Source organism: Bradyrhizobium sp. 134 (assembly GCF_023074155.1).
In the GTDB taxonomy this organism is placed as follows: Bacteria; Pseudomonadota; Alphaproteobacteria; order Rhizobiales; family Xanthobacteraceae; genus Bradyrhizobium.
Genome location: NZ_JADPKX010000053.1, coordinates 261949 through 288445 on the forward strand (window position 1 = coordinate 261949; position 26497 = coordinate 288445).

The 26497-nt window shown below is 65.8% G+C and carries 23 protein-coding genes; 15 read left to right on the forward strand and 8 right to left on the reverse strand.

Annotated features, from left to right (window positions below; all coding sequences use genetic code 11):
• Positions 1–91: 91 nt before the first annotated feature.
• Positions 92–1384, reverse strand: coding sequence for an N-acetylmuramoyl-L-alanine amidase (locus IVA75_RS22035; RefSeq protein WP_027569837.1), 1293 nt, complete (start codon positions 1382–1384; stop codon positions 92–94).
• Between the two features lie 702 nt (positions 1385–2086).
• Between IVA75_RS22035 and IVA75_RS22040 the strand changes: the two genes are divergently transcribed.
• Both IVA75_RS22040 and IVA75_RS22045 read left to right on the forward strand, forming a co-directional pair.
• On the forward strand, positions 2087–5188 hold the full coding sequence (locus tag IVA75_RS22040; protein ID WP_247286229.1) for a ribonuclease E/G: 3102 nt from the start codon (positions 2087–2089) through the stop codon (positions 5186–5188).
• 65 nt (positions 5189–5253) lie between these two features.
• Positions 5254–6486 (forward strand): FAD-dependent oxidoreductase, encoded by a 1233-nt coding sequence (locus IVA75_RS22045; protein ID WP_247286231.1) that lies wholly within the window; start codon positions 5254–5256, stop codon positions 6484–6486.
• 71 nt (positions 6487–6557) lie between these two features.
• Here the strand turns inward: IVA75_RS22045 and IVA75_RS22050 are convergent, their stop codons facing one another.
• Complete coding sequence (locus tag IVA75_RS22050) at positions 6558–7394, reverse strand: helix-turn-helix transcriptional regulator (RefSeq protein WP_247286233.1); 837 nt, start codon at positions 7392–7394, stop codon at positions 6558–6560.
• Between the two features lie 102 nt (positions 7395–7496).
• Here IVA75_RS22050 and IVA75_RS22055 point away from each other — a divergent pair, with 102 nt between their 5' ends.
• The gene (locus IVA75_RS22055) at positions 7497–8375 is read left to right on the forward strand and encodes an SDR family oxidoreductase (RefSeq protein ID WP_247286234.1); all 879 of its coding nucleotides are present in this window, start codon (positions 7497–7499) and stop codon (positions 8373–8375) included.
• A 26-nt stretch (positions 8376–8401) separates the two neighbouring features.
• On the opposite strand, the gene IVA75_RS22060 is transcribed toward IVA75_RS22055, so the two are convergent.
• The 3 genes from IVA75_RS22060 to IVA75_RS22070 all read right to left on the reverse strand — a co-directional run bounded on the left by IVA75_RS22060 (position 8402) and on the right by IVA75_RS22070 (position 11650).
• Positions 8402–9736, reverse strand: a complete 1335-nt coding sequence (locus IVA75_RS22060; protein WP_027569833.1) for a dicarboxylate/amino acid:cation symporter — start codon at positions 9734–9736, stop codon at positions 8402–8404.
• Between the two features lie 84 nt (positions 9737–9820).
• Positions 9821–10429, reverse strand: a complete 609-nt coding sequence (locus IVA75_RS22065; protein ID WP_247286236.1) for a biotin transporter BioY — start codon at positions 10427–10429, stop codon at positions 9821–9823.
• A 33-nt stretch (positions 10430–10462) separates the two neighbouring features.
• Positions 10463–11650, reverse strand: a complete 1188-nt coding sequence (locus IVA75_RS22070) for an aminotransferase class I/II-fold pyridoxal phosphate-dependent enzyme (protein WP_247286238.1) — start codon at positions 11648–11650, stop codon at positions 10463–10465.
• A 220-nt stretch (positions 11651–11870) separates the two neighbouring features.
• Here IVA75_RS22070 and IVA75_RS22075 point away from each other — a divergent pair, with 220 nt between their 5' ends.
• The 10 genes from IVA75_RS22075 to aat all read left to right on the forward strand — a co-directional run bounded on the left by IVA75_RS22075 (position 11871) and on the right by aat (position 21819).
• A complete protein-coding gene (locus IVA75_RS22075; RefSeq protein ID WP_027569830.1) occupies positions 11871–13274 on the forward strand; it encodes a M48 family metalloprotease in 1404 nt (467 codons plus the stop codon).
• Positions 13275–13415: 141 nt separating this feature from the next.
• Positions 13416–14183: a DsbA family protein gene (locus tag IVA75_RS22080; RefSeq protein WP_247286239.1), complete on the forward strand. Its 768-nt coding sequence runs from the start codon at positions 13416–13418 to the stop codon at positions 14181–14183.
• Positions 14184–14399: 216 nt separating this feature from the next.
• The gene (locus tag IVA75_RS22085; protein ID WP_027569829.1) at positions 14400–15239 is read left to right on the forward strand and encodes a DUF1236 domain-containing protein; all 840 of its coding nucleotides are present in this window, start codon (positions 14400–14402) and stop codon (positions 15237–15239) included.
• A 263-nt stretch (positions 15240–15502) separates the two neighbouring features.
• Entirely contained in the window at positions 15503–15970 is a 468-nt protein-coding gene (gene aroQ, locus IVA75_RS22090; protein ID WP_027569828.1) for a type II 3-dehydroquinate dehydratase, read from the forward strand.
• Between the two features lie 37 nt (positions 15971–16007).
• A complete protein-coding gene (gene accB / locus IVA75_RS22095) occupies positions 16008–16496 on the forward strand; it encodes an acetyl-CoA carboxylase biotin carboxyl carrier protein (protein WP_247286241.1) in 489 nt (162 codons plus the stop codon).
• 60 nt (positions 16497–16556) lie between these two features.
• The gene (gene accC, locus IVA75_RS22100; RefSeq protein ID WP_007609734.1) at positions 16557–17915 is read left to right on the forward strand and encodes an acetyl-CoA carboxylase biotin carboxylase subunit; all 1359 of its coding nucleotides are present in this window, start codon (positions 16557–16559) and stop codon (positions 17913–17915) included.
• Between the two features lie 106 nt (positions 17916–18021).
• Positions 18022–19539 carry an ATP-binding protein gene (locus IVA75_RS22105; RefSeq protein ID WP_247286242.1) on the forward strand — a complete coding sequence of 506 codons (1518 nt, stop codon included), beginning with the start codon at positions 18022–18024 and terminating at the stop codon, positions 19537–19539.
• The gene (locus IVA75_RS22110; RefSeq protein ID WP_027569825.1) at positions 19536–19976 is read left to right on the forward strand and encodes a response regulator; all 441 of its coding nucleotides are present in this window, start codon (positions 19536–19538) and stop codon (positions 19974–19976) included. The genes IVA75_RS22105 and IVA75_RS22110 overlap by 4 nt, the downstream gene beginning before the upstream one ends.
• Positions 19973–21088: a histidine kinase dimerization/phosphoacceptor domain -containing protein gene (locus tag IVA75_RS22115; protein ID WP_027569824.1), complete on the forward strand. Its 1116-nt coding sequence runs from the start codon at positions 19973–19975 to the stop codon at positions 21086–21088. Before IVA75_RS22110 ends, IVA75_RS22115 begins: the two co-directional genes overlap by 4 nt.
• A gap of 50 nt (positions 21089–21138) precedes the next feature.
• The gene (aat, locus tag IVA75_RS22120) at positions 21139–21819 is read left to right on the forward strand and encodes a leucyl/phenylalanyl-tRNA--protein transferase (protein ID WP_026232743.1); all 681 of its coding nucleotides are present in this window, start codon (positions 21139–21141) and stop codon (positions 21817–21819) included.
• A 36-nt stretch (positions 21820–21855) separates the two neighbouring features.
• Here the strand turns inward: aat and IVA75_RS22125 are convergent, their stop codons facing one another.
• Complete coding sequence (locus IVA75_RS22125; RefSeq protein ID WP_247286243.1) at positions 21856–22890, reverse strand: DUF2155 domain-containing protein; 1035 nt, start codon at positions 22888–22890, stop codon at positions 21856–21858.
• Between the two features lie 207 nt (positions 22891–23097).
• Here IVA75_RS22125 and IVA75_RS22130 point away from each other — a divergent pair, with 207 nt between their 5' ends.
• Together IVA75_RS22130 and IVA75_RS22135 are read left to right on the forward strand one after the other, a co-directional pair.
• On the forward strand, positions 23098–24045 hold the full coding sequence (locus IVA75_RS22130; protein ID WP_247286244.1) for an alpha/beta hydrolase: 948 nt from the start codon (positions 23098–23100) through the stop codon (positions 24043–24045).
• Positions 24046–24058: 13 nt separating this feature from the next.
• Positions 24059–25075, forward strand: a complete 1017-nt coding sequence (locus IVA75_RS22135; RefSeq protein ID WP_247286245.1) for a Na+-dependent transporter — start codon at positions 24059–24061, stop codon at positions 25073–25075.
• A 59-nt stretch (positions 25076–25134) separates the two neighbouring features.
• Here the strand turns inward: IVA75_RS22135 and IVA75_RS22140 are convergent, their stop codons facing one another.
• The gene (locus tag IVA75_RS22140; RefSeq protein ID WP_008137831.1) at positions 25135–25311 is read right to left on the reverse strand and encodes a hypothetical protein; all 177 of its coding nucleotides are present in this window, start codon (positions 25309–25311) and stop codon (positions 25135–25137) included.
• Between the two features lie 183 nt (positions 25312–25494).
• Positions 25495–26436: a GlxA family transcriptional regulator gene (locus IVA75_RS22145; protein WP_027569819.1), complete on the reverse strand. Its 942-nt coding sequence runs from the start codon at positions 26434–26436 to the stop codon at positions 25495–25497.
• Between the last annotated feature and the right edge of the window lie 61 nt (positions 26437–26497).

Genomic DNA, 26497 nt, shown 5'->3' on the forward strand with positions numbered 1-26497 from the left:
CAGTTCGACGATCCCCCGGTCGTCAATTGGACGATCCCCCGGTCGTCAATTGGACGATCCCCCGGTCGTCAATTGGACGATCCCCCGGTCGTCAATTGGACGATCCGGCCGTGGCCATCCGCTTGGCCAAAAACCCGTCGATCGCCTGCGCCATCGAGCCCACGGCACGCGAACGCCATCCCTCGGAGACCAGATGCTCGAGGTCGCCCTTGTTGGAGACGTAGCCGATCTCGACCAGGACCGACGGCACGTCGGGCGCCTTCAGCACCCGGAAGCCGGCCGACTTCAGGGGATGCTTGTGCATGCGCACCGTCGACTTCATTTCGCCCATCAACAGGCGGGCAAAACGACTTGAAAAGGTGCGGGTTTCCCGCTGGGTGAGATCGATCAGGATGTCGGCGACATCAGTCGGCTCCTCCGCGAGGTTGAAGCCGGCGATGGCGTCGGCCCGGTTTTCCGCATCCGCCAGCCGCTGCGCCTCGGCGTCGGAGGCCTTGTCGGACAAGGTGTAGATGGTCGCGCCCTGCGCATCGCCCTCGGCGCGCGGCAGCGCGTCGGCATGGATCGAGACGAACAGCGCCGCCTTGAGGCTGCGAGCCACTTTAACCCGGTCGTTAAGCGGGATGAAGGTGTCGTCGTCTCGGGTCATCACCACGCGATATTTGCCGGTCTTTTCCAGCCGTTCGCGCAGTGCCAGGCCAAAGGCCAGCACCAGATTCTTCTCGCTCTCGCCGCTCGACTGCGTGCCGTTGTCGATGCCGCCATGGCCGGGATCGATGACGACTACCGCGCGGCCATCGGCCTTCTGCCCGGCTTCAGGGTGCGCAGATGCCGGAACCGTCGCGGGCGGCGGATCGGCAATTGCCGGCCGCAGCTCAGGGCGGTTTTCCGGAGCTAACGACGCCACGAAGGCGGTGCGCTCGACCTCCTCCAATTCGAGCACCAGCCGCGCCGGCTGACCGTTGGCAGCCTCCACCACGTAGGAATTGGCGATCTTGGCCGGGCCGGTCAGGTCGAACACGATTCGGGAGCCGCCGGGCATCACCAGCCCATAGCGGAAGGCCTTGACCAGTCCGCGTCCGCCGGAACCGGTGCCGGCGGGAAGTTGAAAATTAAGCTGGGGCACGTCGACCACCACCCGGTACGGGTCAGCCAAGGTGACGGCGCGGAAGGTCACGGTCTGGTCGATGTCGAGGACAAAGCGCGTTTGCCGGCCGTCGCCGGCCAGCCGGGCGGCCGAGGCCGTCGGGAAATTCGCTGATGCAACAGGGAGTTGAGGCTGACTTTCCGCAGCCTTCAGACGCGAGGAATCAGCACACGGCAATGCCGCCGCGCAGAGCAGCACGCATCCCAGCAGGATCCTTTGATTTGCGCGGCTCGCCACCGATTCCGTGCCTCCGAGCAGCCTCTTTAACGCAATAGAACCACAGGGTTAAACGATCCTTAATGACGGACACGCGAAACTCGCTGACTGTGACCGCCGTGCGACGCTCCTTGCACGAATGGCCCAATCCACGTATGTACGGAATGCTGACGGCCGATATTTCTGGTTGTGTCGCATTCAGCCTCCCGGTGCAGCGCCGGAACTCTCAAGGTTTGGGAATTCCAGCGTTTTTCCGTTCCCCTCTAAGTCCAGCGCGGTGCGCGGCAGCGAGGTGGACGGGGCAAGCCCCGGCGGCGGACGGTCCCCGGTTACCACCATGTTTCCGGGACGGTTCTGACAGTGGCGCGACCCGTTACCCGGTCCCTTAATCCAAGGGAACGGTTCGTAATACCCAAGGCGAGCGCGCTCGCGCCATGCCTGGCCAACAGCAACTGATTGAGGGGCGGCCCCGCCGCCCAATGTTTCATACGGGCCGACGCTTGATGCGCCAGACTGTGCCGACCAATTCCGAAGGACCATTCGCGACGCTGCGGAGTGAAAATTCCGCGCGCCGCTTTGGTCCTCCGGCTTCCGGTTCGGCAAGGCGCGAGAGACGGCGTTTCGGCCTTCCCCTCACCCCCGAATCAGGTGGACCGTCGCGTCACCCGGCAGCGCTGATGGCGCCCACGGTGAATCGCGCCCGCCGCCGCCAAGAGTTAAGACATGCCCAACAAGATGTTGATCGATGCCACCCACCCGGAAGAGACCCGGGTCGTCGTGGTCCGCGGCAATCGCGTCGAAGAGTTTGATTTCGAGACCGCGCAACGCAAGCAACTGCGCGGGAATATCTACCTCGCCAAGGTCACAAGGGTCGAACCCTCGCTCCAGGCCGCTTTCGTCGAATATGGCGGCAACCGCCACGGCTTCCTCGCCTTCAGCGAAATCCATCCCGACTACTACCAGATCCCGGTTGCCGACCGGCAGGCGCTGATCGAAGCCGAGGAGCAGGCCCATCGCGAGGCCGAGGAAGAGAGCGAGAACCGCTCCCAGGGTCGCCGTCGCTCCCGCCACCGCAATTCCCGCCGCCGTAGTCATGGCGAGCGCGTCCGCAGCGACGTCGTCGAAGGCAGCGATCCCGCGGCCCGGCAGGTCCCGGGCGAGGCCCTGCCCGAGGGCGCGTCGCACGAGGGCGAGCACCTGCACGCCGGCGCAGAGCATCACGGCGAGCACGAAGGCCACGATCATCATGATCACGGCCACGAAGCACATGACCACGAAGGGCATGACCACGACGACCATCATCATGCCCATGGTGACGATCATCACGCGCACGAACATCACGACCACGATCATGGCGACCATGGTCATCACGACCATGATCATGCCGACGAGACACCGGCGCCTGTCGCAGCGATCGGTGCCGAGCCCGCGGTCGCCACCGAGGCCGTTGCCGAGCCGCAGGAGGTTGCCTCCGACGCACACGCCGACGACCTTGCCGAGGCCGTGACATCGGCTGCTGAGCCTGCCGACGCCGTGTACGCCGCAGGCGAGAGTGCGGAGCCTCCGCATCACGAATCCGAAGCCACGGCCGAGGATGACGACGAAGACGAGGACGACGAGGAAGCCGAAGAGGACGTCGTTGAATCCGTCGGCGGCGACGATGTGCTGGAGGAAGTGCCGGAGCGCACTTTCCGTCCCCGCCGCCAGTACAAGATCCAGGAAGTCATCAAGCGCCGCCAGGTGATGCTGGTGCAGGTCGTCAAGGAAGAGCGCGGCAACAAGGGCGCGGCGCTGACGACCTACCTCTCGCTCGCCGGCCGTTATGCCGTCTTGATGCCGAACACCGCGCGCGGCGGCGGCATCAGCCGCAAGATCACGAGCGCGCAGGACCGTTCGCGCCTGAAGGAAGTGGTGCAGGATCTCGACGTGCCCGAGGGCATGGGGATCATTCTGCGCACCGCCGGTGCCGCCCGCACCAAGCCCGAGATCAAGCGCGATTTCGAGTACCTGATCCGGATGTGGGAGACGGTGCGCGACATGACGCTGAAGTCGCAGGCCCCGACCCTCGTCTACGAGGAAGGCTCGCTGATCAAGCGCTCGCTGCGCGACCTCTACAACAAGGAGATCGACGAGATCTCAGTTGCCGGTGAATCCGGTTACCGCGAAGCGCGCGACTTCATGAAGATGCTGATGCCCGCCAATGTGAGCGCGGTGAAGCAGTATCGCGACGGCCAGCCGCTGTTCTCGCGCATGGGCGTCGAAAGCCAGCTGGATGCGATGTTCTCGCCGACCGTGCAGCTGCGCTCCGGCGGCTACATCGTGATCAACCAGACCGAAGCGCTGGTTTCGATCGACGTCAACTCCGGACGTTCGACGCGCGAGCATCATATCGAGGACACCGCGCTCAAGACCAATCTCGAGGCTTCTGAGGAGGTCGCCCGTCAGCTTCGGCTGCGCGACCTCGCCGGCCTGATCGTCATCGACTTCATCGACATGGACGAGAAGCGCAACAACCGCGCGGTCGAACGCAAGATGTCCGATTGCCTCCGGCAGGACCGCGCGCGCATCCAGGTCGGCCGCATCTCGCATTTCGGCCTGCTCGAGATGTCGCGCCAGCGCATCCGCGCCAGCGTGCTGGAATCCTCGACCGATCCCTGCACGCATTGCGGCGGCACCGGCCATGTGCGCTCGGTGTCCTCGGTTGCGCTCCAGTTGCTGCGCGGCCTCGAAGAGATCCTGATGAAGGGCGCGACCCACAATCTGGTGGTCCGCACCCGCACTGACGTCGCGCTCTATGTGCTGAACCACAAGCGCGGCCATCTGCGCGACCTCGAGAACGGCTTCAAGGTCACGTTGGCGGTCATCGCCGACCCGAGCGTCAACGGACCTCAGGCCTATGTCATCGACCGCGGCGAGCAGGTGCATACGCTGGAAGCCGCCAAGGCTCTGCTGGCGGCGCAGGCGGCCGCAAGCCCGCCGCCCCTGGTCGAAGAGGCTTATGACGACGAGGAATTCGATCCCGAGACCGAATCCGAGGTCGAGACTGAGGAGACCGAAGGTCTCGCCGAGGAGCAGACCGCAGGCGAGCAGACCGCAGGCGACGCTACCGAGCAGGACAGCCAGCGCCGCAAGCGTCGCCGTCGTCGCCGCGGTCGCGGTGGCCCGCGCGACGAGGAGACGCGCGAGGATGGCGCTCCCGCTCTTGCCGAGACGGCCATGGCGGCCGGCGAAGGCGAAGAGGATGCCGAGGCCGAGCCGGACGGCGAGGACGGCGAGGACCAGGCAGCCCGTGGCGAGCAGCAGGGCAGCGCGGACCGCCGCCGCCGGCGTGGTCGCCGTGGCGGACGCCGCCGGCGTGGTCCTGGCGAGGAAGGTCTCGCCGGCTCCATCGGCGACGAGCTCGCGGCCAATGCGCCGTCGGAAGCGACCGATGCAGTCGCCGATTTCGACGGTTTCAGCGGCGAGGCTGCGCCCTCGATCGCGCAGGCCGAGCACACCTCGCAGCCGCAGGTCGCCCAGCCAGAGCCGCGCGCCGCGGCAAAGATCGAGGCAAGCATCGAGGCAACGGCCCGGCCTGAGCCGGCTCCTGCTGCCGCGGACGAAGAGAACGCCGACGACAAGGCCTCACGACGCCGTTCGACGGTTCGGGAAAAGGTGAGCTTCCTGTCGAGCAGCCAGAGTGAACCGGCACCGGTTGCTCAGGCGCCCGAGCCGGTTGCCCCGCCCGCACCGGCTCCGGAGCCCGCGCCCGCAGCGGCAAGCGAAACGTCGGCCGCACCGCGTCGTGCCGGCTGGTGGTCGCGCCGCTTCGGCGGCGGCGAATAGAGCGAACAAGATAGTTGAAACCGCCCGGCCCAGCCGGGCGGTTTTGATTTGGAGAGGTCAGTTCGATGCAAAGCGTGATCGTCCTCGGCGGCGGCATGATCGGCGTCAGCGCGGCGCTGCACCTCCAGCAGCGCGGCTGGTCCGTCACGCTGATCGACCGCAGGGAGCCGGGCCGCGAGACCAGCTACGGCAATGCCGGCATGATCCAGGCGGAAGCGGTGCGCCCCTATCCGATGCCACGCGACCTCGCCACGCTCCTGAAGATCGCGACCGGCCGCACCAACGACGTGCGTTACAGCCTGTCGTCGCTTCATCTCCATATCGAGCCCCTGCTCCGCTATTGGTGGCATTCGGCGCCGAAGCGGCATCGCGAGGCGATCGACGCCTGGGCGCGGCTGATCGCCTACGCGACGGCGGAGCACGACATCCTCATTCGCGAAGCCCACGCCGACAATCTGATCCGCCGCGCGGGATACCGCCACCTGCATCGCGACGCAGCTTCGTTCGATCTCGCCGTCAAGGCGGCGGAAGAGGACCAGCGCGAATTCGGCGTGAGGTTTCGTGCGCTTTCAGGCGCCGAGCTCGCCAAGGCCGAACCTGTCCTGCGCGACGACCTGCCCGGCGCGATCCATTGGCTCGACACCTGGACCGTGTCTGATCCCGGTGCGCTGGTCACGGCCTATGCCGATCTGTTCGAGCGCCTCGGCGGCAGCATCGTGCTTGGCGATGCCCAGAGCTTGCGGCAAACCGCGACCGGCTGGTCGGTCGGGACCGACGTTGGACACATCGACGCCGCCCACGCCGTGGTTACGCTCGGGCCGTGGTCGCCCGATCTCCTGCTCAAATTCGGCTATCGCATCCCGCTGGTGCGCAAGCGCGGCTACCATATGCACTACAGCGGTGGCGCCTCGCTCGATCTGCCGCTCGTCGACAAGGCCGGTGGCTACGCCATGGGTCCGATGGCCAAAGGCATCCGCATCACCACCGGCGCGGAGCTGACCGGCCTGGACGCGCTCGCAACGCCCGTGCAGCTCGCCAGCGCGGAAGCCTCCGCGCGCGAGCTGATCGACCTCGGCAAGCGGGTCGAGCCCGATCCGTGGTTCGGCACCCGCCCCTGCACGCCCGACATGCTGCCGGTGCTCGGCCCCGCCCCACGCCATCCCGGCCTCTGGATGAACTTCGGCCACGGCCACCAGGGCTTTACGCTGGGACCCGCGACCGGGCGCCTCCTCGCCGAGATGATGAGCGGCGAAACGCCCGCGATCGATCCGACGCCGTACCGGCCGGAGCGGTTCTAACCCCCGGTGTTGACGGCAAGCACCGCGCGCGTCGCGAGATGCAGGTTGAACGCGGGAGTTCGCAAATTCCGTCAGCCGGCGCGCTCGGCCAGAAGTGTCCTGATGCGTTCGGCATCATCAGGCGTCGCCGGATTGTAGACGACCATGCCGAGATCTGACCTACCATCGACGGCAAAGGCCGAATATTCGAACGCGATCGGACCGAGCACGGGGTGGCGCAGATGCTTGACGCCTTCGCCATGGGCGCGGACGTCGTTGTCGCGCCATAGCGACGCGAATTCGGGGCTGAGGCGGCAGAGCTCATCGACGAAGTCGGCGACATGCGAGACGGCCCCGGCCCGCGCTGCATCCGCCCTGAAGGCGGCGACCACGAAGCGGGCCACACTGTCCCAGTCATGTTGCGCGGCGCGCACCCGCGGCTCGCAGAAGATCAACCGCAAGATGTTGCGCCGCTCTGGCGGGAGCTTGGCGTAATCGGTCAGCACGATGGTCGCCGCGCGATTCCAGGCAACGATGTCCCAAATTGCAGTTCTGATGATCGCCGGGCTGGTCTCCAGCGCGTCGAGCACGCGCTGCAGCCGCGGCGAGACGCCTTCGCTCGCCTGGTAGCGCACCTCGGGCGGGCGGCCGAGCCCGATCAGGAACAGGTGCTCACGCTCGACATCGGTCAGCATCAGCGCACGCGCGATGCGGTCGAGCACATCGGGCGATGGCGCGCCGCCGCGGCCCTGCTCGAGCCAAGTGTACCAGGTCGGGCTGATATTGGCGCGCTGCGCCACCTCCTCGCGGCGGAGTCCCGGCGTACGCCTGCGGCGACCCGCGAAGCCGAACGCGGCCGCGTCGAGCCGGGTGCGGCGGTCCTTGAGGTAGGTCCCGAGCAGGTTTTCGGCTGAAGCTGTCTCGCTCATCCTGTTAGCTATTATACCCCGATAATGTCACTACTTTACCCGGATAATTCTAGCGCAGATCGTCGTCTCCACCAATCCTTGTTTGATCCCTGGAGACTGCTCATGCGTGTTTTCGTCACTGGCGCCACCGGCTTCGTCGGCTCCGCCGTCGTCCGCGACCTGATCGCCGCCGACCACCGGGTCGCGGGCCTCGCCCGCTCCGACGCGGGAGCCGCGGCGCTCGCCGCGATGGGCGCCGATGTCCACCGCGGGTCGCTGGAGGATCACGCGTCGTTGCGCAGCGGCGCGGCCGCCTCCGACGGCGTCCTGCACCTCGGCTTCAACCACGACTTCTCGAAGTTTCTGGACAATTGCGAGCTCGACCGCCGCGCGATCCTGGCGATCGGCGAGGAGCTCAAGGGCTCCGGTCGCCCCCTCATCGTCACCTCCGGCGTCGCGCTGCTTGCGACCGGCCGCCTCGCCACCGAGGACGATGTGTCGGCGCAGCGCTTTCCGCGCGTGTCGGAAGCGACCGCGCTGTCGCTGGCCGGCGTCCGCGCCGCCGTTGTGCGCCTTCCGCCCTCCACGCATGGCGAGGGCGACCACGGCTTCGTCCCGATCCTGATCAACCTCGCGCGCCAGAAAGGTGTATCGGCCTATGTCGGCGATGGCGGCAACCGCTGGCCCGCCGCGCACCGCGTCGATGCCGCGCGCGTCTACCGGCTGGCGCTGGAGCAAGGCGCAACCGCGAAGCACTATCACGCGATCGCCGAGGAAGGCATGCCGTTCAAGGCGATTGCGGAGGTGATCGGCCGGCGGCTCGGCGTGCCCGTGGTGTCCCAATCGCCCGAGGAAGCGGCCGCGCATTTCGGCTGGTTCGCACAGTTCGCGGCCGCCGACGTTCCGACCTCGAGCGCGAAGACGCGTGCTGCTCTCGGCTGGTCGCCCAAAGAAAAAGGGCTGATCGAGGATCTCGACCAGCCCTATTACTTCAAGATCTGACGGCGCTCGGCACCGCCAAATGCAGATCAGTCCGTCGTGACCGCAGTTTCCATGTCAGTCGGATCGATCTGCCTGGCGAGATTGGCGTTGAGCTTGTCGCGATCGAGTTCGCCCTCCCACCAGGCGACGACCACGCAGGCAACGCCGTTGCCGCACAGATTGGTCAGCGCGCGGCACTCGCTCATGAACTTGTCGATGCCGAGCACGATCGCCATGCCCGGCACGAGGCGCGGATCGACCACGGCGAGCGTCGCCGCCAGCGTGATGAAGCCCGCGCCCGTGATGCCGGAGGCACCCTTCGAGGTCAGCATCGCCACCACCAGGATGGTGAGCTGCTGGCCGAAGGTGAGATCGAAGCCCAGCGCCTGCGCGATGAACAGGGTCGCCAGCGTCATGTAGATGTTGGTGCCGTCAAGATTGAACGAATAGCCCGTGGGCACCACGAGGCCGACCACCGACTTGGAGCAGCCGAGGCGCTCGAGCTTTTCCATCAAGGACGGCAACGCGCTTTCCGAGGACGAGGTGCCGAGCACGATCAGCAGCTCGTCCTTGATGTAGGCAAGGAACTTGAAGATGGAGAAGCCGGCGAAGCGCGCGATGGTTCCGAGCACGACGAATACGAACAGCGCCGCGGTCACGTAGAACGTCGCGATCAGGCCGACGAGGTTGAGGATCGCCCCAGTGCCGAACTTGCCGATGGTGTAGGCCATCGCGCCGAAGGCGCCGATCGGGGCTGCGCGCATCACGATGGAGATGACGCCGAACACCGCATGCGCGGCGTCGTCGATGAAGCTGCGGATGGTGTGGCCGCGTTCGCCGAGTCCCATGATGGCGAAGCCGAACAGCACCGAGAACAGCAGCACCTGCAGGATCTCGCCTTGCGCGAAGGCGCCGACGACGGTGTCCGGAATGATGTGCAGCACAAAGTCGACCGACTTCTGGCCTTCGGCCTGCTTGGCGTAGTTGGCGACGGCCTGCGCATTGGCGGCGGCGCCGCCGAAGCCCGCACCCGGCTTCACCAGATTGCCAATGATGAGTCCGATCACCAGTGCGAAGGTCGAGACGATCTCGAAATAGACCAGCGCCTTGACGCCGATGCGGCCGACCTTCTTGGCGTCCTGGATATGGGCAATGCCCGAGACAACGGTGCAGAAGATGATCGGCGCGATCACCATCTTGATCAGCTTGATGAAGCCGTCGCCGAGTGCCTTGATCCACTCGTTGGTAGCGACTGACGGCCAGAGCCAGCCGACGATGGCGCCAAGCACGATCGCGATCAGCACCTGGATATAAAGTACCTTGTACCACGGCTTGGCGGCGGGCGGCGCGACCGGCGCCCCCACCATCGTTGTCGTCGTCATTGTTTCACTCCCCCTCAAAACGCCAGGCCAGCCAAGATCAACTTGGCCGGCCCTGTCAATCGGAACTGCTCGATACTGCGCGCTTTACCCGCGGTCGACCACCCGGCGTATCGCCGGCATCAACGTCGCGCCCAGCGCGTTCTTGACCAGCGAGGCCGCAACGAACGGCATCAGGCCGACCTGCCACGCCTTTGCGGCGCCGAGGCCGAGACCGAAGGCCAGCCAGCCAAAGCCCGCGGCCAGAATGAGGATGTGGCCGACGGCCATGGCCGCAAACAGCAGCATTACGCTGCGATCCCAGCCGCGCTCGGCGAGCCAGCCGGTGACGAACGCGGCGCCAATGAAGCCGAACAGATAGCCTGCGGTCGGGCCGACCAACGGTGCGATTCCACCAACGGGACCGGCGAACACCGGCAGGCCCATTGCGCCTTCGGCGAGGTAGGCGATCATGGTTGCGCTGCCAAGCCGCCAGCCATAGGCGGCGCCGATCATCAACACGACCAGCGTCTGCAATGTCATGGGCACGTAAGGCAGTGGCAGGTTCACCTTGGCTGACAGCGCCATCAAGGCGGTGCCGAGCGCAATCAGCACGACGGCGCGCAAGGCGCCGACGGTTTCACCCGGCCGGATCGGCCACTTCAATGCGGCGAGAGGAGAATGCGTGGCGGTAGACGGGACGGAACGGTCAGACAAGTTGCACTCCAGAAGGCTGTCGAAAACTGGCGGCTATTTAAGCCAGTGGGCGATCCGGTCAACTGCTTCCCGCATCTCCGCAGCCGAACGCGCGTAAGAGAGCCTTATGAATGAACGACCATGGATGGGATCGAAGTCGAGCCCCGGCGTGACCGCGACATGGGCCTGTTCGAGCATCTGCTTGGCGAACTCGAAACTGTCGGAGGTGAAATCCGAGACGTCCGCATAGAGATAGAATGCACCGTCGGCCGGCAGAAACCTGGTCAGGCCGGCCTTGGGCAATCCCTCGATCAGGATGCGCCGGTTTTCCTGATAGCCGTGCTTGATCTCCTCCATCTCGGCCGCGCCGTCGAAGGCCGCTTCGGCTGCGATCTGCGACAGCGATGGCACCGAGATCGACAGGTTCTGCTGCAGCCGCTCGATCGGCCGCACCAGAATCTCGGGCACGACCATCCAGCCGACGCGCCAGCCCGTCATGCAGAAATACTTCGAGAACGAGTTGATCACGAGCGCATGATCCGACAGCGCCGCCGCCGTCACCGCGGGAAACGCGTAGTCGAGCCCGTGATAGATCTCGTCCGAGATGAAGCGGATGCCCGCGTCTTCCGCCGCCGCGATCAGGCTGGCGAGCGCCTCGCGGGACATCATCGTCCCGGTCGGATTGGCGGGGCTGCCGACCAGCACGCCCTTCAGCGGCGCCTTGCGATGGGCGGCCAGCAGCGCCTCGCCGGTCAGCGCATGGCGCGTCTCGTTCGTGGTCTCGATCAGCACCGGCTCGCAGCCGAGCGCGGTGAGGATATGACGGTACGGCGGATAACCCGGCACCGTTACGGCAACGCGGTCGCCCGGCTCGAACATCGCGAGGAATGCCAGAATGAACCCGCCGGAGGAGCCGGTGGTCACCACGATCCGCTCGGGGCTGACGTCACAGCCATAGGCATCGCGATAATGCCGCGCGATGCGCGCGCGCAAGCAGGGGATGCCGAGTGCGGAAGTATAATCAATCCGCCCCGCCTCGAGCGCCGCATGGGCGGCCGCAATCGCAGTCTTCGGCGCGCCGGCGGCGGGCTGGCCAACCTCCATGTGGATCACATGGCCTCCGGCCGCCTCGATCCGGGCCGCCGCGGCCATCACGTCCATCACCATGAACGGGGGAACATCGCTGCGGCGGGAGGGCGCAAGCCACTCTCCCAATCGGTTCCTCAATGTCGCATCGTGCATCGATTTCTGCTATTCGCTGGCGGGGCCGATCCGTCCGACCCGGGCAAAACGGGGTGCTTGCGCCCCAGACTGGCCGCATTGTACGGCTCATAAGGGGTACGGCTCAAAGGGGCATATCGCGTATCCGGTCCGCCGCCAATCGCCAAAACCAATCACTGAACTGCTTGACCAGGAATGCCTGACAAGCCTGCTGACAAGACCGTTTGACCCAGACCGCTTGATGTTGTTCCAGATCGCATTGCGCAAGAAGGCCACCGCCCTCACCTCCCTCGTCGCGGCGGCTGCGATCGCGCTGACGCCGTTCTCGGCCGCGCATGCGCAGGCCAAGGGGCCGCCGGTCCTGCGCGACACCGAGACCGAGCAGCTGCTGCGCGAATACACGCGCCCGATCCTGCGCGCCGCCGGTCTGGAAAAGCAGAACATCCAGATGGTGATCGTCAACGAGGGCTCGTTCAACGCGTTCGTCGCCGATGGCCGCCGCATCTTCGTCAATTACGGTGCGATCCTCCAGTCGGAGACGCCGAACCAGATCATCGGCGTGCTCGCGCACGAGACCGGGCATCTGGCCGGCGGCCATCTGTCCAAGCTGCGCGAGCAACTCGCCAACGCCCAGACCCAGATGATCATCGCCATGCTGCTCGGCGCCGGCGCGATGGCCGTAGGCAGCACCCGCGGCAGTGGCAGCGCCGGCAACAATGGCCTTGCCAATGCAGGAGCCGCCGCCCTCGCCGGTCCCCAGGAGATGATCCGCCGGACGCTGCTGTCCTACCAGCGCCAGCAGGAGGAGAACGCCGACCGCGCCGGCGTGAAATTCCTGACTGCGACCCAGCAGTCGCCGAAGGGCATGTACGAGACGTTCAAGCGCTTCACCAGCGAGAGCCTGTTCGCCGCACGAGGCGCCGATCCCTATCTCCAGTCGCACCCGATGCCGGCCGAGCGCGTCGCTTCCTTGCAAGAGTTCGCCAGCTCCAGCCCTTATTGGGACAAGAAGGACGATCCAGCGCTCCAGCTCCGCCACGACATGGTGCGCGCCAAGATCTCCGCCTTCATGGAGCGGCCGGAGACGGTGTATCGCCGCTATCCCCTGACTAATGACAGCATGCCGGCGCGCTACGCCCGCGCCATCAGCACCTATCTGCATGGGGATTTGCGCAGCGCGCTCACCCAGATCGACGCGTTGATCCAGGTCCAGCCCAACAATGCGTATTTTTACGAGGTGCGCGGCCAGGCCCTGCTGGAGGGCGGCAAGCCGGCCGAGGCGATCCCTGCCCTGCGCAAGGCTGTCGCACTTTCGAACAACGCGCCCCTCATCGAGATGTTACTTGGGCAGGCTCTGGTTGGGTCCGATAATAAGGCCTACACCGATGACGCCGTTCGGATTCTCCGGGCCGCGGTCGCACGGGAACCGGAGGCCATTCTCGGCTACATGCAGCTCGCGATGGCCTATGGCCGGAAGGGCGACTATGCCGAGGCCGATCTGGCGTCGGCACAGGCCGCTTATCTGCGCGGCGACAATAAGACCGCCCGCGAGCTTGCGACGCGCGCGAAGACCCGTTTCGCCGTCGGCACGCCCGGATGGGTCAAGGCCGACGACATCGTGGCGTCGAAACCGCCACGCAACTGACAAGACCAAGACGACCTGACAAGACGACGCCTTACGCCACGACGCCTTAAGAAACGACGCCTGACGAAACGACGTCACGACACTGAGCTTAAGTCTGCCGGGACGTTTTCCGAAACCTGCTTTGGATAAGAGGATTTGCCTATGCCTTCGCTGCGCCTGCTTGCTCCCGCGCTGTTTGCGCTCGCCATGTTCGGCGCAGCCGCGCCCGCGTCGGCCGACAGCTTCTCCGATGCCCAGCGCACGGACATCGAGGTGATCATCAAGAACTATCTCGTTACCCATCCCGAGGTGCTCGAGGAAGCGATGGCCGAGCTCACCAAGCGCCAGGCCGCGGCCGAGACGCAGAAACACGAGGCCAGCGTCGCGCAGAATTCCGATGCGATCTTCAACTCGCCACGCCAGGTCGTGCTCGGCAACAAGGACGGCGACGTCACCTTCGTCGAGTTCTTCGACTACAATTGCGGCTACTGCAAGCGCGCGATGGACGACATGCTCACCCTCATGAAAGCCGATCCGAAGCTGAAGGTGGTGCTGAAGGAGTTTCCGGTGCTGAGCCAGGGCTCGGTCGAAGCAGCCCAGGTCGCCGTCGCCGTGCGCATGCAGGATCCCTCCGGCAAGAAATATCTCGATTTCCATCAGAAGCTGCTCGGCGGCCGTGGCGCGGCAGACAAGGCGCGCGCGCTTCAGGCGGCCAAGGAAGCCGGTCTCGACGTCGCGAAGATCGAGAAGGATATCGGCGGCGCCGAGGTGCGCAGCACCATCGAGGAGAACTTCAAGCTCGCCGAAGCGATGGGCATGAACGGCACGCCCAGCTACGTGATCGGCAAGCAGATCGTTGTCGGCGCCGTCGGTGTCGATAGCCTGAAGGAAAAGATCGCTGTGGCCCGCTGCGGCAAAGCGACCTGCTGACAAGGCGACTTGCTGATCAGGGATCTGCTCTACAACTCACGCATGCAAAAGGCCGGCTGAAACGCCGGCCTTTTCATTGCGCCGAAATCTGGCGCGCGCGTTCATCTGGCGTTCAACAAACAAATGCCGCGGAACCGCCAATGTTCCGGAACTCCTGATACCTCCTTTCGTTGTCGGCGCGGGCAATGACGCAGAGAAACACGTGAGGAGAATTCAATGTCTAACCGCTTTATGATCTCGGTCGCCGCGCTCGCGCTCGTCGCCGGCACCGGTCTGGCGAACGCACAGGGCACCATGAACCGCGACAGCGGTGGCGGCGCTGGCGCGCAGCCGACGCAGCACTCGCAGCCTTCCGGCGCCGCCGAGCGCGGCGGCTCGATGGGCCGTGAATCCGCTCAGGAGAAGGGCACCGTCGGCCAGACTGGCGGCGCCATGAAGCCCGGCGGTGCAGCCGAGGAGAAGTCGTCGGGTGGGATGGACAAGTCCGGCGCGATGAACAAGAACGCGGCCGACGAGAAGGCCGGCGCGGCGAAGGGTGAGCACGCCCAAGGCGCGCAGGATAAGTCCGCGCAGGACAAGTCCATGCATGACAAGTCAGCGCAGGACAAGGCAGCGCAGGACAAGTCGAAGAGCACGATGGACAAGTCCCAGACCGACAAGTCCAAGAGCACGGAGACTGACACCAAGAGCGGCAATATGAACGCCCAGACCAAGGGCGCAGACAGTCAGACCAAGGGTGCGGACAACAAGGCTGCCGATACCAAGTCTCAGACCACGACCGGCACGGCCTCCGCGACCGCTTCTGCACCGCCGCCCGAGAAGCGGACCGAGATCACATCCGCGATCAAGTCGACCAAGATCGAGGAAACGACCAACGTCAACTTCAACATCTCGGTCGGCACGACGATCCCTGCCAGCGTTCATTTCCACCCGCTCCCGCCGCGGATCGTCGAGATCTATCCGGAGTGGCGCGGCTACGAGGTGATCTTCGTGCACGGCCAGTACGTGATCGTTCGTCCGCAGACGCGCGAGATCGTGTACGTCATCGAGGGGTAAGCCGGTCCGCTGACCGACCCGTCCGCACGAGCCCCCGCCGAGAGATCGGCGGGGGCTTTCGGTCTCTCGGGAGACCCAGCCCCTCTGGCGCTGCGGCAGCCATGCTTCGGACTGGTTAACAAGCAATTTCCGTAGCTTGCGCACAGGTTTTTGCACCCCGGATGAGGCATCTGAAGCCAGCTCGGAGGTCCTTCAAGGCTTCCCCTCACGCGCTTTGTTACCTATAACCCCCGCCACGCCGAAGCACCTCTTGCGGGATTGGAATGGCCGAACCAGCAACCGACACGATCCTTGTCCTGAACGGGCCGAACCTCAACATGTTGGGGACACGCGAGCCCGAGAAGTACGGGCATGCGTCGCTGGCCGACGTCGAGGCGCTGTGCCGGGAGACGGCAACGACGTTCGGCCTCAAGGCGGACTGCCGGCAGTCCAACCGCGAGGGCGAGCTGATCGACTTCATCCACGAGGCACATGCCCGCAAGATGAAGGGCATCATCATCAATGCCGGCGGCTATTCGCACACGTCGATCGCGCTGCACGACGCGCTGCTGGCGGTGCAGATCCCGACGGTCGAGGTGCACGTCACCAACATCCACGCCCGCGAGAATTTCCGACATCACTCCTACACCGCGCGCGCGGCCTTCGCCTCGCTCTGCGGTTTCGGCATCGAGGGCTACCGCCTCGCCATCCAGGGCCTTGCCGCCAAGCTCGGCATCAAGCCCAAAGCCTGACGCTCCCCCTTCACACAGAACATTCGGATCAAACAACATGGCGCGCCAGCCAGACGACAAAGCAGACGCAAAGTTTTCCAGCGAGGATTCCGCCCTCGTCCGCGAGCTCGCCTTGCTGCTCGATGAGACCAGCCTCACTGAAATCGAGATCGAGCGTGCCGGCCTGCGCCTGCGCGTCGCCCGCAACATCAGCGTCGCCGCGACCATGCCGATGCAGATGGCGGCTGCCCCCGCCGCGCTCCCGGTGGCTGCAGCTGCCGCCGCGCCGGCCGCTGCCGACCTGTCGAAGCATCCCGGCGCCGTAACCTCGCCGATGGTCGGCACCGCCTATTGGGCGCCGGAGCCCGGCGCCAAGCCGTTCATCGAGGTCGGCAGCAAGGTCTCGGTCGGCCAGACGCTGCTGATCATCGAAGCCATGAAGACCATGAACCAGATTCCCTCGCCGCGCGCCGGCACGGTGACGCAGATCGTGATCGAGGACGGCCAGCCGGTCGAGTACGGCGAGCCACTCGTGATCATTGAGTGACGTTCGAGGGCGGTCTCATCGCCCTCGCCGCTTTCCGCGCGTCAGTCCAATAAGGACACCATGTTCGACAAGATCCTCATAGCCAATCGCGGCGAGATCGCCCTTCGCATCCTCAGGGCCTGCAAGGAGCTCGGGATCGCGACCGTCGCCGTGCACTCCACCGCCGACGCCGATGCCATGCATGTGCGCCTGTCGGACGAGAGCGTGTGCATCGGGCCGCCGGCGTCCAAGGACAGCTATCTCAACGTGCCCGCGCTGCTCGCGGCCTGCGAGATCACCGGCGCCGATGCCGTGCATCCCGGCTACGGCTTCCTGTCGGAGAACGCGCGCTTCGCCGAAATCCTCGCCGAGCATAATCTGCATTTCATCGGCCCGAAGGCCGAGCACATCCGCCTGATGGGCGACAAGATCGAGGCCAAGAGGACTGCCAAGAAGCTCGGCATTCCCGTGGTGCCCGGCTCCGACGGAGGGGTCGGCCCCAACGACGACGCGATGGCGATCGCCAGGAAGATCGGCTTCCCCGTGCTGGTCAAGGCCGCGGCGGGCGGCGGCGGCCGCGGCATGAAGGTGGCCGAGAGCGAGGCCGATCTTCAGGTCGCGCTGTCGACGGCTGCCAACGAGGCCAAATCCGCTTTCGGCGATGCCTCCGTCTACCTCGAGAAATATCTGCAGAAGCCGCGTCACATCGAGATCCAGATCCTCGGCGACGGCCGCGGCGGCGCGATTCATCTCGGCGAACGCGACTGCTCGCTGCAGCGACGCCACCAGAAGGTTTGGGAGGAAGGCCCCTCGCCCGTGCTGACCGCGGCTGCACGCGCCAAGATCGGCGAGACCTGCGCCAAGGCGATGCGCGAGATGAAATATCTCGGCGTCGGCACCATCGAATTCCTGTTCGAGGACGGCGAGTTCTACTTCATCGAGATGAACACGCGCATCCAGGTCGAGCATCCCGTCACCGAGAGCATCACCGACATCGACCTCGTGCTGGAGCAGATCCGCATCGCCGCCGGCGGCGACCTGCCGGCGAGGCAGGAAGAGGTCCAGGTCATCGGCCACGCGATCGAGTGCCGCATCAACGCCGAGAATCCGCAGACCTTTCGTCCTTCGCCCGGCCGCATCACGCAATATCACCCGCCCGGCGGGCTCGGTGTGCGGATCGATTCCGCCGTCTATCAGGGCTACACGATCCCGCCTTATTACGACTCGCTGGTCGGCAAGCTGATCGTGCACGGCAAGACCCGCGGCGAGTGCCTGATGCGGCTGCGCCGGGCGCTGGACGAGATGGTGGTCGAGGGGATCGAGACCACGCTGCCGTTGTTCCGCGCTCTGGTGCGCGAAGACGACATCATCAACGGCGACTACCACATCCACTGGCTGGAACAATATCTTGCCGGCAAGGCGGAACCCGCCCCGAAGTAGCCGTCCCTCCGCATGGAACCCTTTGGCCCCAATCGCGTTTGGGACGATGGGGACAGTTCCGAGGGGGCGTTTTGAAGTCCGGCAATCCTGATCGAGCGAGACCGTCGTGACCGCTGACGCGCAGCGACGGCGTACATTTTGGCAGATCCTGCTGTTCGCAGCGGGACTCCTGGTGCTGACCGTGATCAGCGCCGGCTCCGTCTACCTCGTCAACAAGGCGAGAGACGACAGCAAATGGGTGGTTCACACCATCGAGGCGGAGAACCAGATCAACGCCCTCCTGCTGGAAATCCGGCGGGCCGAGAGCGCCGCCCGCGGCTACCTTCTGACACAAGGGGCGGATTTCAAGGTCGAGCATGACAAGGCCGTGGCGGCCGTCATCCCCGCTCTCGACAAGCTCACGCGCCTGATCGGCGACAACCCGGCGCAACGCCAAAGCATCGAGAAGCTGAGCGCGGCGATCGAGACCCGGCTCGGGCAGTTCGCGCAGGAGATGGATTTCATCCGGCGGGGTGAGCCGGAGAAGGCCGCAGCGCTGGTCCGTGAGATCGCCTCCACGGACGCAACAGCCGTGATCGCCAATGTCGCGACAGGGATGATTCAGGAGGAGGAGCGGCTGTTCCGGCTCCGAACGGTCAATTCGGATCGCAGCCAGACCCTCGCCGCGTCGATGACCGGCATCGGCTCCGGCCTCGTCGTGCTGCTGGCGCTGCTATCGATCTGGCTGGTGCGGCGCTCGGCCGGCGCCCGTGACGATGCCGAGGCGCGCCTGCGCGATGCCAACGTCAACCTGGAAGCCGTGGTCGACGAACGCACGGCCGATCTGCGCGAAGCCAACAACGAGATCCAGCGCTTTGCCTATATCGTCAGCCACGATCTGCGCTCGCCACTCGTCAACATCATGGGCTTCACCAGCGAACTCGAAGAGCTCGGCGGCGACATTTTCCGCCGTATCGGCGGCCTTACCCACGTCCCGGCGGACGGGCCGCCGCTGCCGGACGGCGAGATCGCGCTCGAAGGTCCCGACAAGCAGCTCTCAGCGGATTTTTCCGAAGCGCTGGGCTTCATCAAGTCGTCGATCGCCAAAATGGATCGCCTGATCTCGGCGATCCTCAATCTCACCCGCGAGGGCCGGCGCGAGTTCCAGCCGGAAAAGATCGACACCGCCGAGCTGATCGAAGCGATCGTATCGACGCTGGCGCATCAGGCCGCCGAGGCGCAGGCGGAGATCCAAGTCGCCCCCCTGCCCAATCTCGTCAGCGACCGCCTGGCGCTGGAGCAGATCTTCTCCAATCTGATCGACAACGCCATCAAATATCTCAAGCCCGGCGTCCCCGGCGAGATTAGAATCCGCGGGCGCACCAAGCTCGGCTACGCAATCTTCGAGATCAGCGATAACGGCCGCGGCATCGATCCCAAGGACCACCAGCGGATCTTCGACCTGTTTCGCCGCGCCGGAACCCAGGACAAGCCCGGTCAGGGCATCGGTCTTGCGCATGTGCGTGCACTTGTGCGTCGCCTCGGCGGCACCATGTCGGTATCATCGGAACTGAATACGGGCAGTACCTTCACCATCACGCTGCCCATCACCTGGAACACCAGCAACCGGAACGCGGATCAATGACTCAACCCGTCAGCATCATCATGATCGAGGACGACGAAGGGCACGCGCGGCTGATCGAGCGGAACATCCGAAGATCCGGCGTCAACAACGAGATCATCTCCTTTGCCAACGGTACGGACGCGATGAAATACCTGTTCGGGCCCGACGGCAGCGGGCTCGTGCAGAAAGGTAATGCGCTCCTGATCCTGCTCGATCTCAACCTTCCCGACATGACCGGGATCGACATTCTCAAGCAGATCAAGGAGAACAAATATCTGAAGGCCTCGCCCGTCGTGGTGCTGACCACCACCGACGATTCCCAGGAAATCAAGCGCTGCTACGAGCTCGGCTGCAATGTCTACATCACCAAGCCCGTGAACTACGAGAATTTCGCCAATGCCATCCGGCAGCTCGGCTTGTTCTTCTCGGTCATCCAGGTCCCGCCCGCCGCCCCATGAACCAGCGCATGCCCACACTGCTCTACATCGACGACGATGGGGCGCTTGCGCGTCTGGTCGATCGCGGTCTGACACGGCGCGGCTACAAGGTCGTTCACGCCGCAAGCGGCGAGGAAGGCCTCGAGCTCATCCGCCGCGCGGGCGCGCAGGACAGCATTGACCGCGGCATCGACGTCGTGGCGCTCGACCAGTACATGCCCGGCCTCGACGGGCTGGAGACGCTTGAGCAGATCATGGCGATCCCGGGCGCGCCGCCGGTGGTCTTCGTCACGGCGTCGCAGGATTCCAGCATTGCGGTGACGGCGCTGAAGGCGGGGGCGGCCGATTATCTCGTCAAGGACGTCAAGGGCGATTTCATCCCCCTGCTTCACGTCGCGGCCGAGGGCGCGCTGCGCCAGGCCGAAATGCAGAAGGCGCGCGAGGAAGCCGAAGCCGAGATCCATGCCTCGCGCGACCGCTACGCGGCCCTTGCCGCCGAACGCGAAATGCTGCTGCGCGAGGTCAACCACCGCGTCGGCAACTCGCTCCAGATCATCGCCTCCCTGCTGCATCTGCAGGCAAGCTCCGCTGCGCAGGACGAGGTCAAGGCTGCGTTGACCAATGCGATGGGCCGCGTCGCCGCGGTCGCGCAGGTGCACCGCCGCCTCTACACCTCGCAGGACCTGAAGAGCGTGGTCCTGAACCAGTATCTGGACTCGCTGCTCGAGGATTTGCGCCGCTCGGCTGAGGGCAACCGGATGTCGCGCCTGACGCTGAAGGCCGAACCGATCGAGATCGATCCGGACCGTGCGGTCGCCGTCGGCATCATCGTCAACGAGCTGGTGATGAACGCGGTGAAATACGCCTACCCTGACGGCGCCGGCCCGATCCATGTCGAGCTGACCTCGCAGGGCGACGATCTCCTGCTGTCGATCAGCGACGATGGTGTCGGCGACAACGTCAAGGCCGATCCGCGCTCGACCGGCATGGGCCAGCGTATCGTCGCAGCCATGGCCACGAAGCTCGATGCTTCGGTCGAGCGCGACCCCACCCATTCCGGAACCCGCGTCATGTTGATGTTCCGCCGTGTCCCGGTTGCCGCCGGCAAGCCGGCTGCTGCCGCAGCGAACTGATCTGCACCGCCCATCGCAACCGCATTGCGATCCTGCTATTATGGCGAGCCATGACTTCGCGCGACTCTGCCCCGTCTGAAATCACGCCGGCCGTTCTGCTGCGCGCCTATGCCTGCGGCATCTTTCCGATGGCCGAAAGCGCCGATGATCCGACCCTGTTCTGGGTCGAGCCGGAGTTGCGCGGGGTCATCCCGCTCGACGGATTTCGCGTAGCCTCGCGGCTCGCGCGCACCGTGCGTTCGGATTCATTCCGCGTCACCGTCAACACCGCCTTCAAGGCAACGATCGCCGGCTGCGCCGCGCCGCAGGCCGGGCGCGAGGACACCTGGATCAACAAGCGCATCCGCGACCTCTATGGCGGGCTGTACGAGCTCGGCCATTGCCACAGCGTCGAGGCCTGGCAGGGCGAGGACCTCGTCGGCGGGCTTTATGGCGTCAGCCTGGGCCGGGCCTTTTTCGGCGAGAGCATGTTCCACACCGCGCGCGATGCCTCCAAGGTCGCGCTGGTGCATCTGGTCGCGCGGCTCATCCATGGCGGCTTCGAGCTGCTCGACACCCAGTACGTCACCGAGCACCTGAAGAGTTTTGGCGCGGCCGAGATTTCGCGGCGGCGCTACACCGCGCTGCTCGACAAGGCGCTCGCGGGCGAGCCCGGGGATTTCCTGAGGCTCTCCGCCGGTGAAGCGATCCCGGGCGCACGCGCGCTCGAGATCATCGCCGCGCGGCAATAGTCAGGGGATTACCGGCCGAACCCGGGGGGATTTGGCCTAGCGGCCAAACCCGGGGATACCGAACAGACCCGGGCGCTGCTCGGGCGGCGGAGGTGGTGGCGGCGGTGCCGGCTGCTGCTGCTGGATCGGCGGCAGCGGCTGCGGCGGACGCTGCTGCACCTGCTTGGGCGCGGCCTTCTTCTGCGCGGGCGGCGGCGGTGGCGGCTTGGTGCCGGGATCCGGTGCCGCGGTCGCAATCGTCTGCTGCGGCTCTTTGCAGTCGGTGAGCCAGATATCGTAGATCGGGTGCTCGACGCCGTGCAGGCCTGGACTTGCCGCGTACATCCAGCCCGAGAAGATGCGCTTCACCTCACCCTGCAAGGTGATCTCGTCGACCTCGACGAAGGCGTCGGTGTTGGCGGCCTCGGTCGCCGGCCGCGTGTAGCAGGCGTCGGTTTTGACGCGCAGCGCACCGAACTGCACGGTCTCGCCGATCTCCTCGTCGAAATTGATGATGCGCCCGGTGATCTTGTCGAGACCGGAGAAGGTCGCTTTCTTGTTCACGATCTTCTGGGCCGGCGGCTCGGTGACGACCTCGTCGCCCGGCTGAAGGCTCGCCGGCGTCTGCGGGACTGCGCCTCCGGGCGCGCCCTTCTGCTGCGGCTGGCGCTGACCCGGCGCGCCTTGCGGATTGGGTGGAGCGACCGCGACGGACGGCGGCTGGTTTGGCGGAGCTGCGCTAGACCCTGGCGGCGGCGCCAGAGGCTGGGTCTCGACCGGCCCCGGCATCACATTGCCCTGCCGGCCCGGCGGTGGCGCCATCGGACGCGACGGCAGCACTCGGCCCTGCGGCGGCAGTTCCGGCACCTCTTCGTCGTCGTCGGGCATCTGCTGCTGCGGCTGGGGCTGGCCACGCGGAATGTTGCCGGGCGGCCGCAGCGGCGGCGGATCGGAGAAGATCGTACCGATCTGCGCCTGCGCCGGCGTCGCAGCCGTCAGTGCGGTGGCGGCCAGAAGCGCCGCAAGACCTGTCAGAGTAAATGTTCGAAACATCTCGCGCGGCTTCAACAGCGAATCGGGCTTGCTGGACATTCTACAGGGGATACCGCCGCTCGCAGGCCATCCGGTTAACACGGCGAATACGGCGGGGGAAGGGCGGCATCCCTGCCCTTCCCGGCCCGGTCTGGCCAGATCGGCCCCCGGATGGGATAGTCGAGCACTCCTGCCAGGGGTCAGGCGGGCATCGCCCCCGAAAACGACGTCCAACGAACAATCAGAAACCCGCAAGGTCGCTCCCCCATGCCCGTCGTGCTCGATCCCGATGCCGCCGCCGTCTACAAGGCCTTCCAGGAGGCCGGTCGGCCCGCCTACGAGACCCTGACCGCCCCGGAAGCGCGGGCCTATTACGCGCAGGCACGCTTTGCGACCAATCCCGAGCCACCGGACCTCGCGCGCGTCACGCCGCTATCGATCCCGGCACCGCACGGCGCCATTCCCGCGCGTCTCTATGTTCCGAAGGAGCCGCGCCGGCATGATGGTTTGTCGCCAGCGCTGGTGTTCTTCCACGGCGGCGGCTGGGTGATCGGCGATCTCGATTCCCATGACGTCGTCTGCCGCCAGCTCGCCGACGCCGGCGCGCTGATCGTGATCTCGGTGGATTACCGCCTCGCGCCCGAGCACAAATTTCCCGTCGCCATTGATGACGCGATCGCCGCGACCAAATGGGTCGCCGCCAACGCGCGCGAGCTCGGCATCGACGCCTCCCGGCTTTCGATCGGCGGCGACAGCGCTGGCGGCAATCTCGCCGCCGTCGTCGCGCTCGCCGCGCGCGACGGCAACGGTCCCGCGATCGCGGCCCAGTTGCTGATCTACCCCGCGACCGATTTCGCCATGACGCATGGCTCTCACCGCGAGCCCGAGACCAGCGTGCTGCTGACGCATTCGGTGATCCGCTGGTTTCGCGACCATTATCTCAACGGCGCCGCCGATATCCACGACTGGCGCGCCTCGCCGGCACGGGCGACAAACCTGGCCGGACTGCCGCCGGCCTATGTGCTCACCGCCGGTGCCGATCCCCTGCGCGACGAAGGCGACGAATATGCCCAGCGCCTGAAGCAGGCCGGCGTGCCCGTGGCTACCAAGCACTATCCCGGCCAGTTCCACGGCTTCATCACGATGGGAAAATTGCTGCGTGAGGCCAATGTCGCCGTGAGCGAGATCGGCGCGTGGCTGAAAGGATTGGGCTGAAACGCCGTTCCCGATGCCGCCCGTTCTTCAAAGCATATTCGTCCTCCCCCTGCGCTGGCTGACATGGCTTGGCGGCCAAGGCACCCGCGCGGTGGCCGCCGTCGTGTTCATCGCGCTCGCGGTGCCGCCGCTCGGGATGTTGCTGCGCCCCTTCGTCACCGAGGCGATCTTCGTTCTGCTCTGCATCTCCTTCATGCGGGTCGATCTCGCCGCGCTCACCGGCCATCTGCGGCGGCCAGCGCTGGTCGGGACCGCCACCGTCTGGACCATGATCGGCGTGCCCGTGATCGTCGGGCTGATCGTCCATCTCACCGGGCTCACGGCGCGCGCCCCCGACCTTGCCCTGGCCTTGATGCTGCAGAGCATGGCCTCGCCGATGATGGCCGCGCCGGCGCTGGCCGCGCTGATGGGTCTCGATGCCACGCTGGTGCTGGTCACGCTGGTGAGCGCGACCGCGCTGGTGCCGTTCACGGCATCGCTGTTCGCGAGCCTGTTCCTCGGCGACATGCTCAGCATCTCGCCGCCTGCGCTGGGGCTGAAGCTGCTTGGCATCCTCGCAGCATCGCTGCTGGCTGCGACCGTGATCCGGCAGGTCTTCGGCGCGGCCGCGATCCAGCGCCACAGGCAGCCGATCGACGGCTTCAACATCGTCATCCTGCTGGTCTTCGCGACCGCGATCATGGGCGATGTCGCAAGCGATCTCGTCGCCCGGCCGGTCTCCACCCTGGGCTTCGCAGCTCTCGCCTTCGCGATCTATTTCACGCTGCTCGCCGTGACCACGCTGCTGTTCCGCCGCATCGGCTATGAGCGCGCGCTGGCGCTCGGGCTGATGGTGTCACAGCGCAATCTGGGCCTGATGCTCGCCGCGACCGCCGGCGCGCTGCCGCCCACCACCTGGCTCTATTTCGCGATGACGCAGTTTCCCATACACTTGGCGCCCTACATGCTGATGCCGATCGCGCGGCGCTTGACGGCGCGCGCACAGGCCTCGGGCGCCGCGGCGACCGGCGGCAAGGCCGCATCGGGCTGAACCAATCCGAAAGTCATGTCCGCTGCCATGCGACGCCGCTGGTGACCAAGCGAATGTCGTCACGCAGCGCGCCAATGTCCCTTGTGAATATCGAACTTCACGGCACCGTCGTCACGCATCTTCAACAGGAGCGATTGGCAGTCGTCCTGGTTCTTGATGTTCACGCGCTTCATGATGTCGAAAGTCTTCAGAGGTTTTTCGCGAAGGGCAATCAGAATCTTTTCTCGATCGGTCATTGGGGTTCCTTGCACCGGTTTCGGCGACGGTACGTGTTGTACAGATCGTCCGCAACGGCTGCATTCGCTTGAGGAGGTCGGTTCCGGGTCCAAAAGGCGAAATGCCGCGCAATATGCAAGTCTGCTCAAATATCCAAGTGTGCTCACCCGCTCAAGCGGCCTCTCCAAATCGGTGAATTCTCCCTACCCGGCCCTTGCCGCGCGCCGCAGCGCCTGCGGCGGCTGGCCGAAGGCGCGGATGAAAGCGCGCCGCATGCGCTCGGGGTCGCCGAAGCCGGTTGTCTCCGCGACGAGCTCGATCGCCTCGCGCGAGGACTGCACGCGCTCCCGCGCGACCTCGATGCGCAAGCGCTCGATGGCTTTCGAGGGCGTCGTGCCGGTCTCGGCGGCAAAGGCGCGGGCAAAATGCCGCGCACTCATGCCAGCGCGGTCGGCGAGATCTTCGACCGTCAAGCGGGCGTCGAGGTTCTCGCGCGCCCAGGACAGCAGCGCGCCGAAGCGCCCGTTCGGCGTCTTCAATTCCAGAAGTGACGAGAACTGCGACTGGCCGCCACTGCGGCGATGATAGAGCACGAGCTGCCGCGCGGTGTCCTGCGCGATCTGCTCGCCGTGGTCCTCGGTCACCATCGCGAGCGCAAGGTCGATGCCCGCCGTGATGCCCGCCGACGTCCACACATTGCGGTCGCGCGTGAAAATCTGGTCCGGCTCGAACTTCACCTTGGGATAGCGCGCGACGAAATCCCGCGTGCGTCCCCAATGCGTGGTGGCGCGGCGGCCGTCGAGCAGGCCCGCCTCGGCCAGCACATAGGCGCCCGAGCAGACGCTGGCGACCCGCACGCCGCGCCGCGCCAGCCGCTGCACGAAGGCGCGCGTGACCTCGCAGCGCGCGGCATCCGTCACGCCCGCGCCTCCCGCCACGACCAGCGTCGTGATCGCATTTGCCGACTTGAAGTCGCGCGCCATCATCTCGACGCCGGACGAGCTGCGCACGGGCCCCGCGTTCACCGCCAGCACGCGGATCCCGGTCGTCGTCTTGCCCGTGCAGCGCGCCGCGATCTCGAACACTGAGATCGGGCCGGCCGCATCGAGCAACTGGAAGTCCGGGAAGATCAGGATGCCGATCATGGTCATGTCCGAAAGCGAGGGAAATACGCCATTTTGGACAGAAGGGCATCATGAGAGGCTG

What these genes read in the sequence shown, in the direction of transcription:
- IVA75_RS22060 (WP_027569833.1), bottom strand. Translation starts at nt 9,736, where the DNA reads ATGACGACGACAACGATGGTGGGGGCGCCGGTCGCGCCGCCCGCCGCC.
- accC (WP_007609734.1), top strand. Translation starts at nt 16,557, where the DNA reads ATGTTCGACAAGATCCTCATAGCCAATCGCGGCGAGATCGCCCTTCGC.
- IVA75_RS22140 (WP_008137831.1), bottom strand. Translation starts at nt 25,311, where the DNA reads ATGACCGATCGAGAAAAGATTCTGATTGCCCTTCGCGAAAAACCTCTG.
- accB (WP_247286241.1), top strand. Translation starts at nt 16,008, where the DNA reads ATGGCGCGCCAGCCAGACGACAAAGCAGACGCAAAGTTTTCCAGCGAG.
- IVA75_RS22135 (WP_247286245.1), top strand. Translation starts at nt 24,059, where the DNA reads ATGCCGCCCGTTCTTCAAAGCATATTCGTCCTCCCCCTGCGCTGGCTG.
- IVA75_RS22125 (WP_247286243.1), bottom strand. Translation starts at nt 22,890, where the DNA reads ATGTCCAGCAAGCCCGATTCGCTGTTGAAGCCGCGCGAGATGTTTCGA.
- IVA75_RS22080 (WP_247286239.1), top strand. Translation starts at nt 13,416, where the DNA reads ATGCCTTCGCTGCGCCTGCTTGCTCCCGCGCTGTTTGCGCTCGCCATG.
- IVA75_RS22110 (WP_027569825.1), top strand. Translation starts at nt 19,536, where the DNA reads ATGACTCAACCCGTCAGCATCATCATGATCGAGGACGACGAAGGGCAC.
- IVA75_RS22115 (WP_027569824.1), top strand. Translation starts at nt 19,973, where the DNA reads ATGAACCAGCGCATGCCCACACTGCTCTACATCGACGACGATGGGGCG.
- IVA75_RS22050 (WP_247286233.1), bottom strand. Translation starts at nt 7,394, where the DNA reads ATGAGCGAGACAGCTTCAGCCGAAAACCTGCTCGGGACCTACCTCAAG.
- IVA75_RS22075 (WP_027569830.1), top strand. Translation starts at nt 11,871, where the DNA reads ATGTTGTTCCAGATCGCATTGCGCAAGAAGGCCACCGCCCTCACCTCC.
- IVA75_RS22045 (WP_247286231.1), top strand. Translation starts at nt 5,254, where the DNA reads ATGCAAAGCGTGATCGTCCTCGGCGGCGGCATGATCGGCGTCAGCGCG.
- IVA75_RS22055 (WP_247286234.1), top strand. Translation starts at nt 7,497, where the DNA reads ATGCGTGTTTTCGTCACTGGCGCCACCGGCTTCGTCGGCTCCGCCGTC.
- aroQ (WP_027569828.1), top strand. Translation starts at nt 15,503, where the DNA reads ATGGCCGAACCAGCAACCGACACGATCCTTGTCCTGAACGGGCCGAAC.
- IVA75_RS22085 (WP_027569829.1), top strand. Translation starts at nt 14,400, where the DNA reads ATGTCTAACCGCTTTATGATCTCGGTCGCCGCGCTCGCGCTCGTCGCC.
- IVA75_RS22130 (WP_247286244.1), top strand. Translation starts at nt 23,098, where the DNA reads ATGCCCGTCGTGCTCGATCCCGATGCCGCCGCCGTCTACAAGGCCTTC.
- aat (WP_026232743.1), top strand. Translation starts at nt 21,139, where the DNA reads ATGACTTCGCGCGACTCTGCCCCGTCTGAAATCACGCCGGCCGTTCTG.
- IVA75_RS22070 (WP_247286238.1), bottom strand. Translation starts at nt 11,650, where the DNA reads ATGCACGATGCGACATTGAGGAACCGATTGGGAGAGTGGCTTGCGCCC.
- IVA75_RS22145 (WP_027569819.1), bottom strand. Translation starts at nt 26,436, where the DNA reads ATGATCGGCATCCTGATCTTCCCGGACTTCCAGTTGCTCGATGCGGCC.
- IVA75_RS22040 (WP_247286229.1), top strand. Translation starts at nt 2,087, where the DNA reads ATGCCCAACAAGATGTTGATCGATGCCACCCACCCGGAAGAGACCCGG.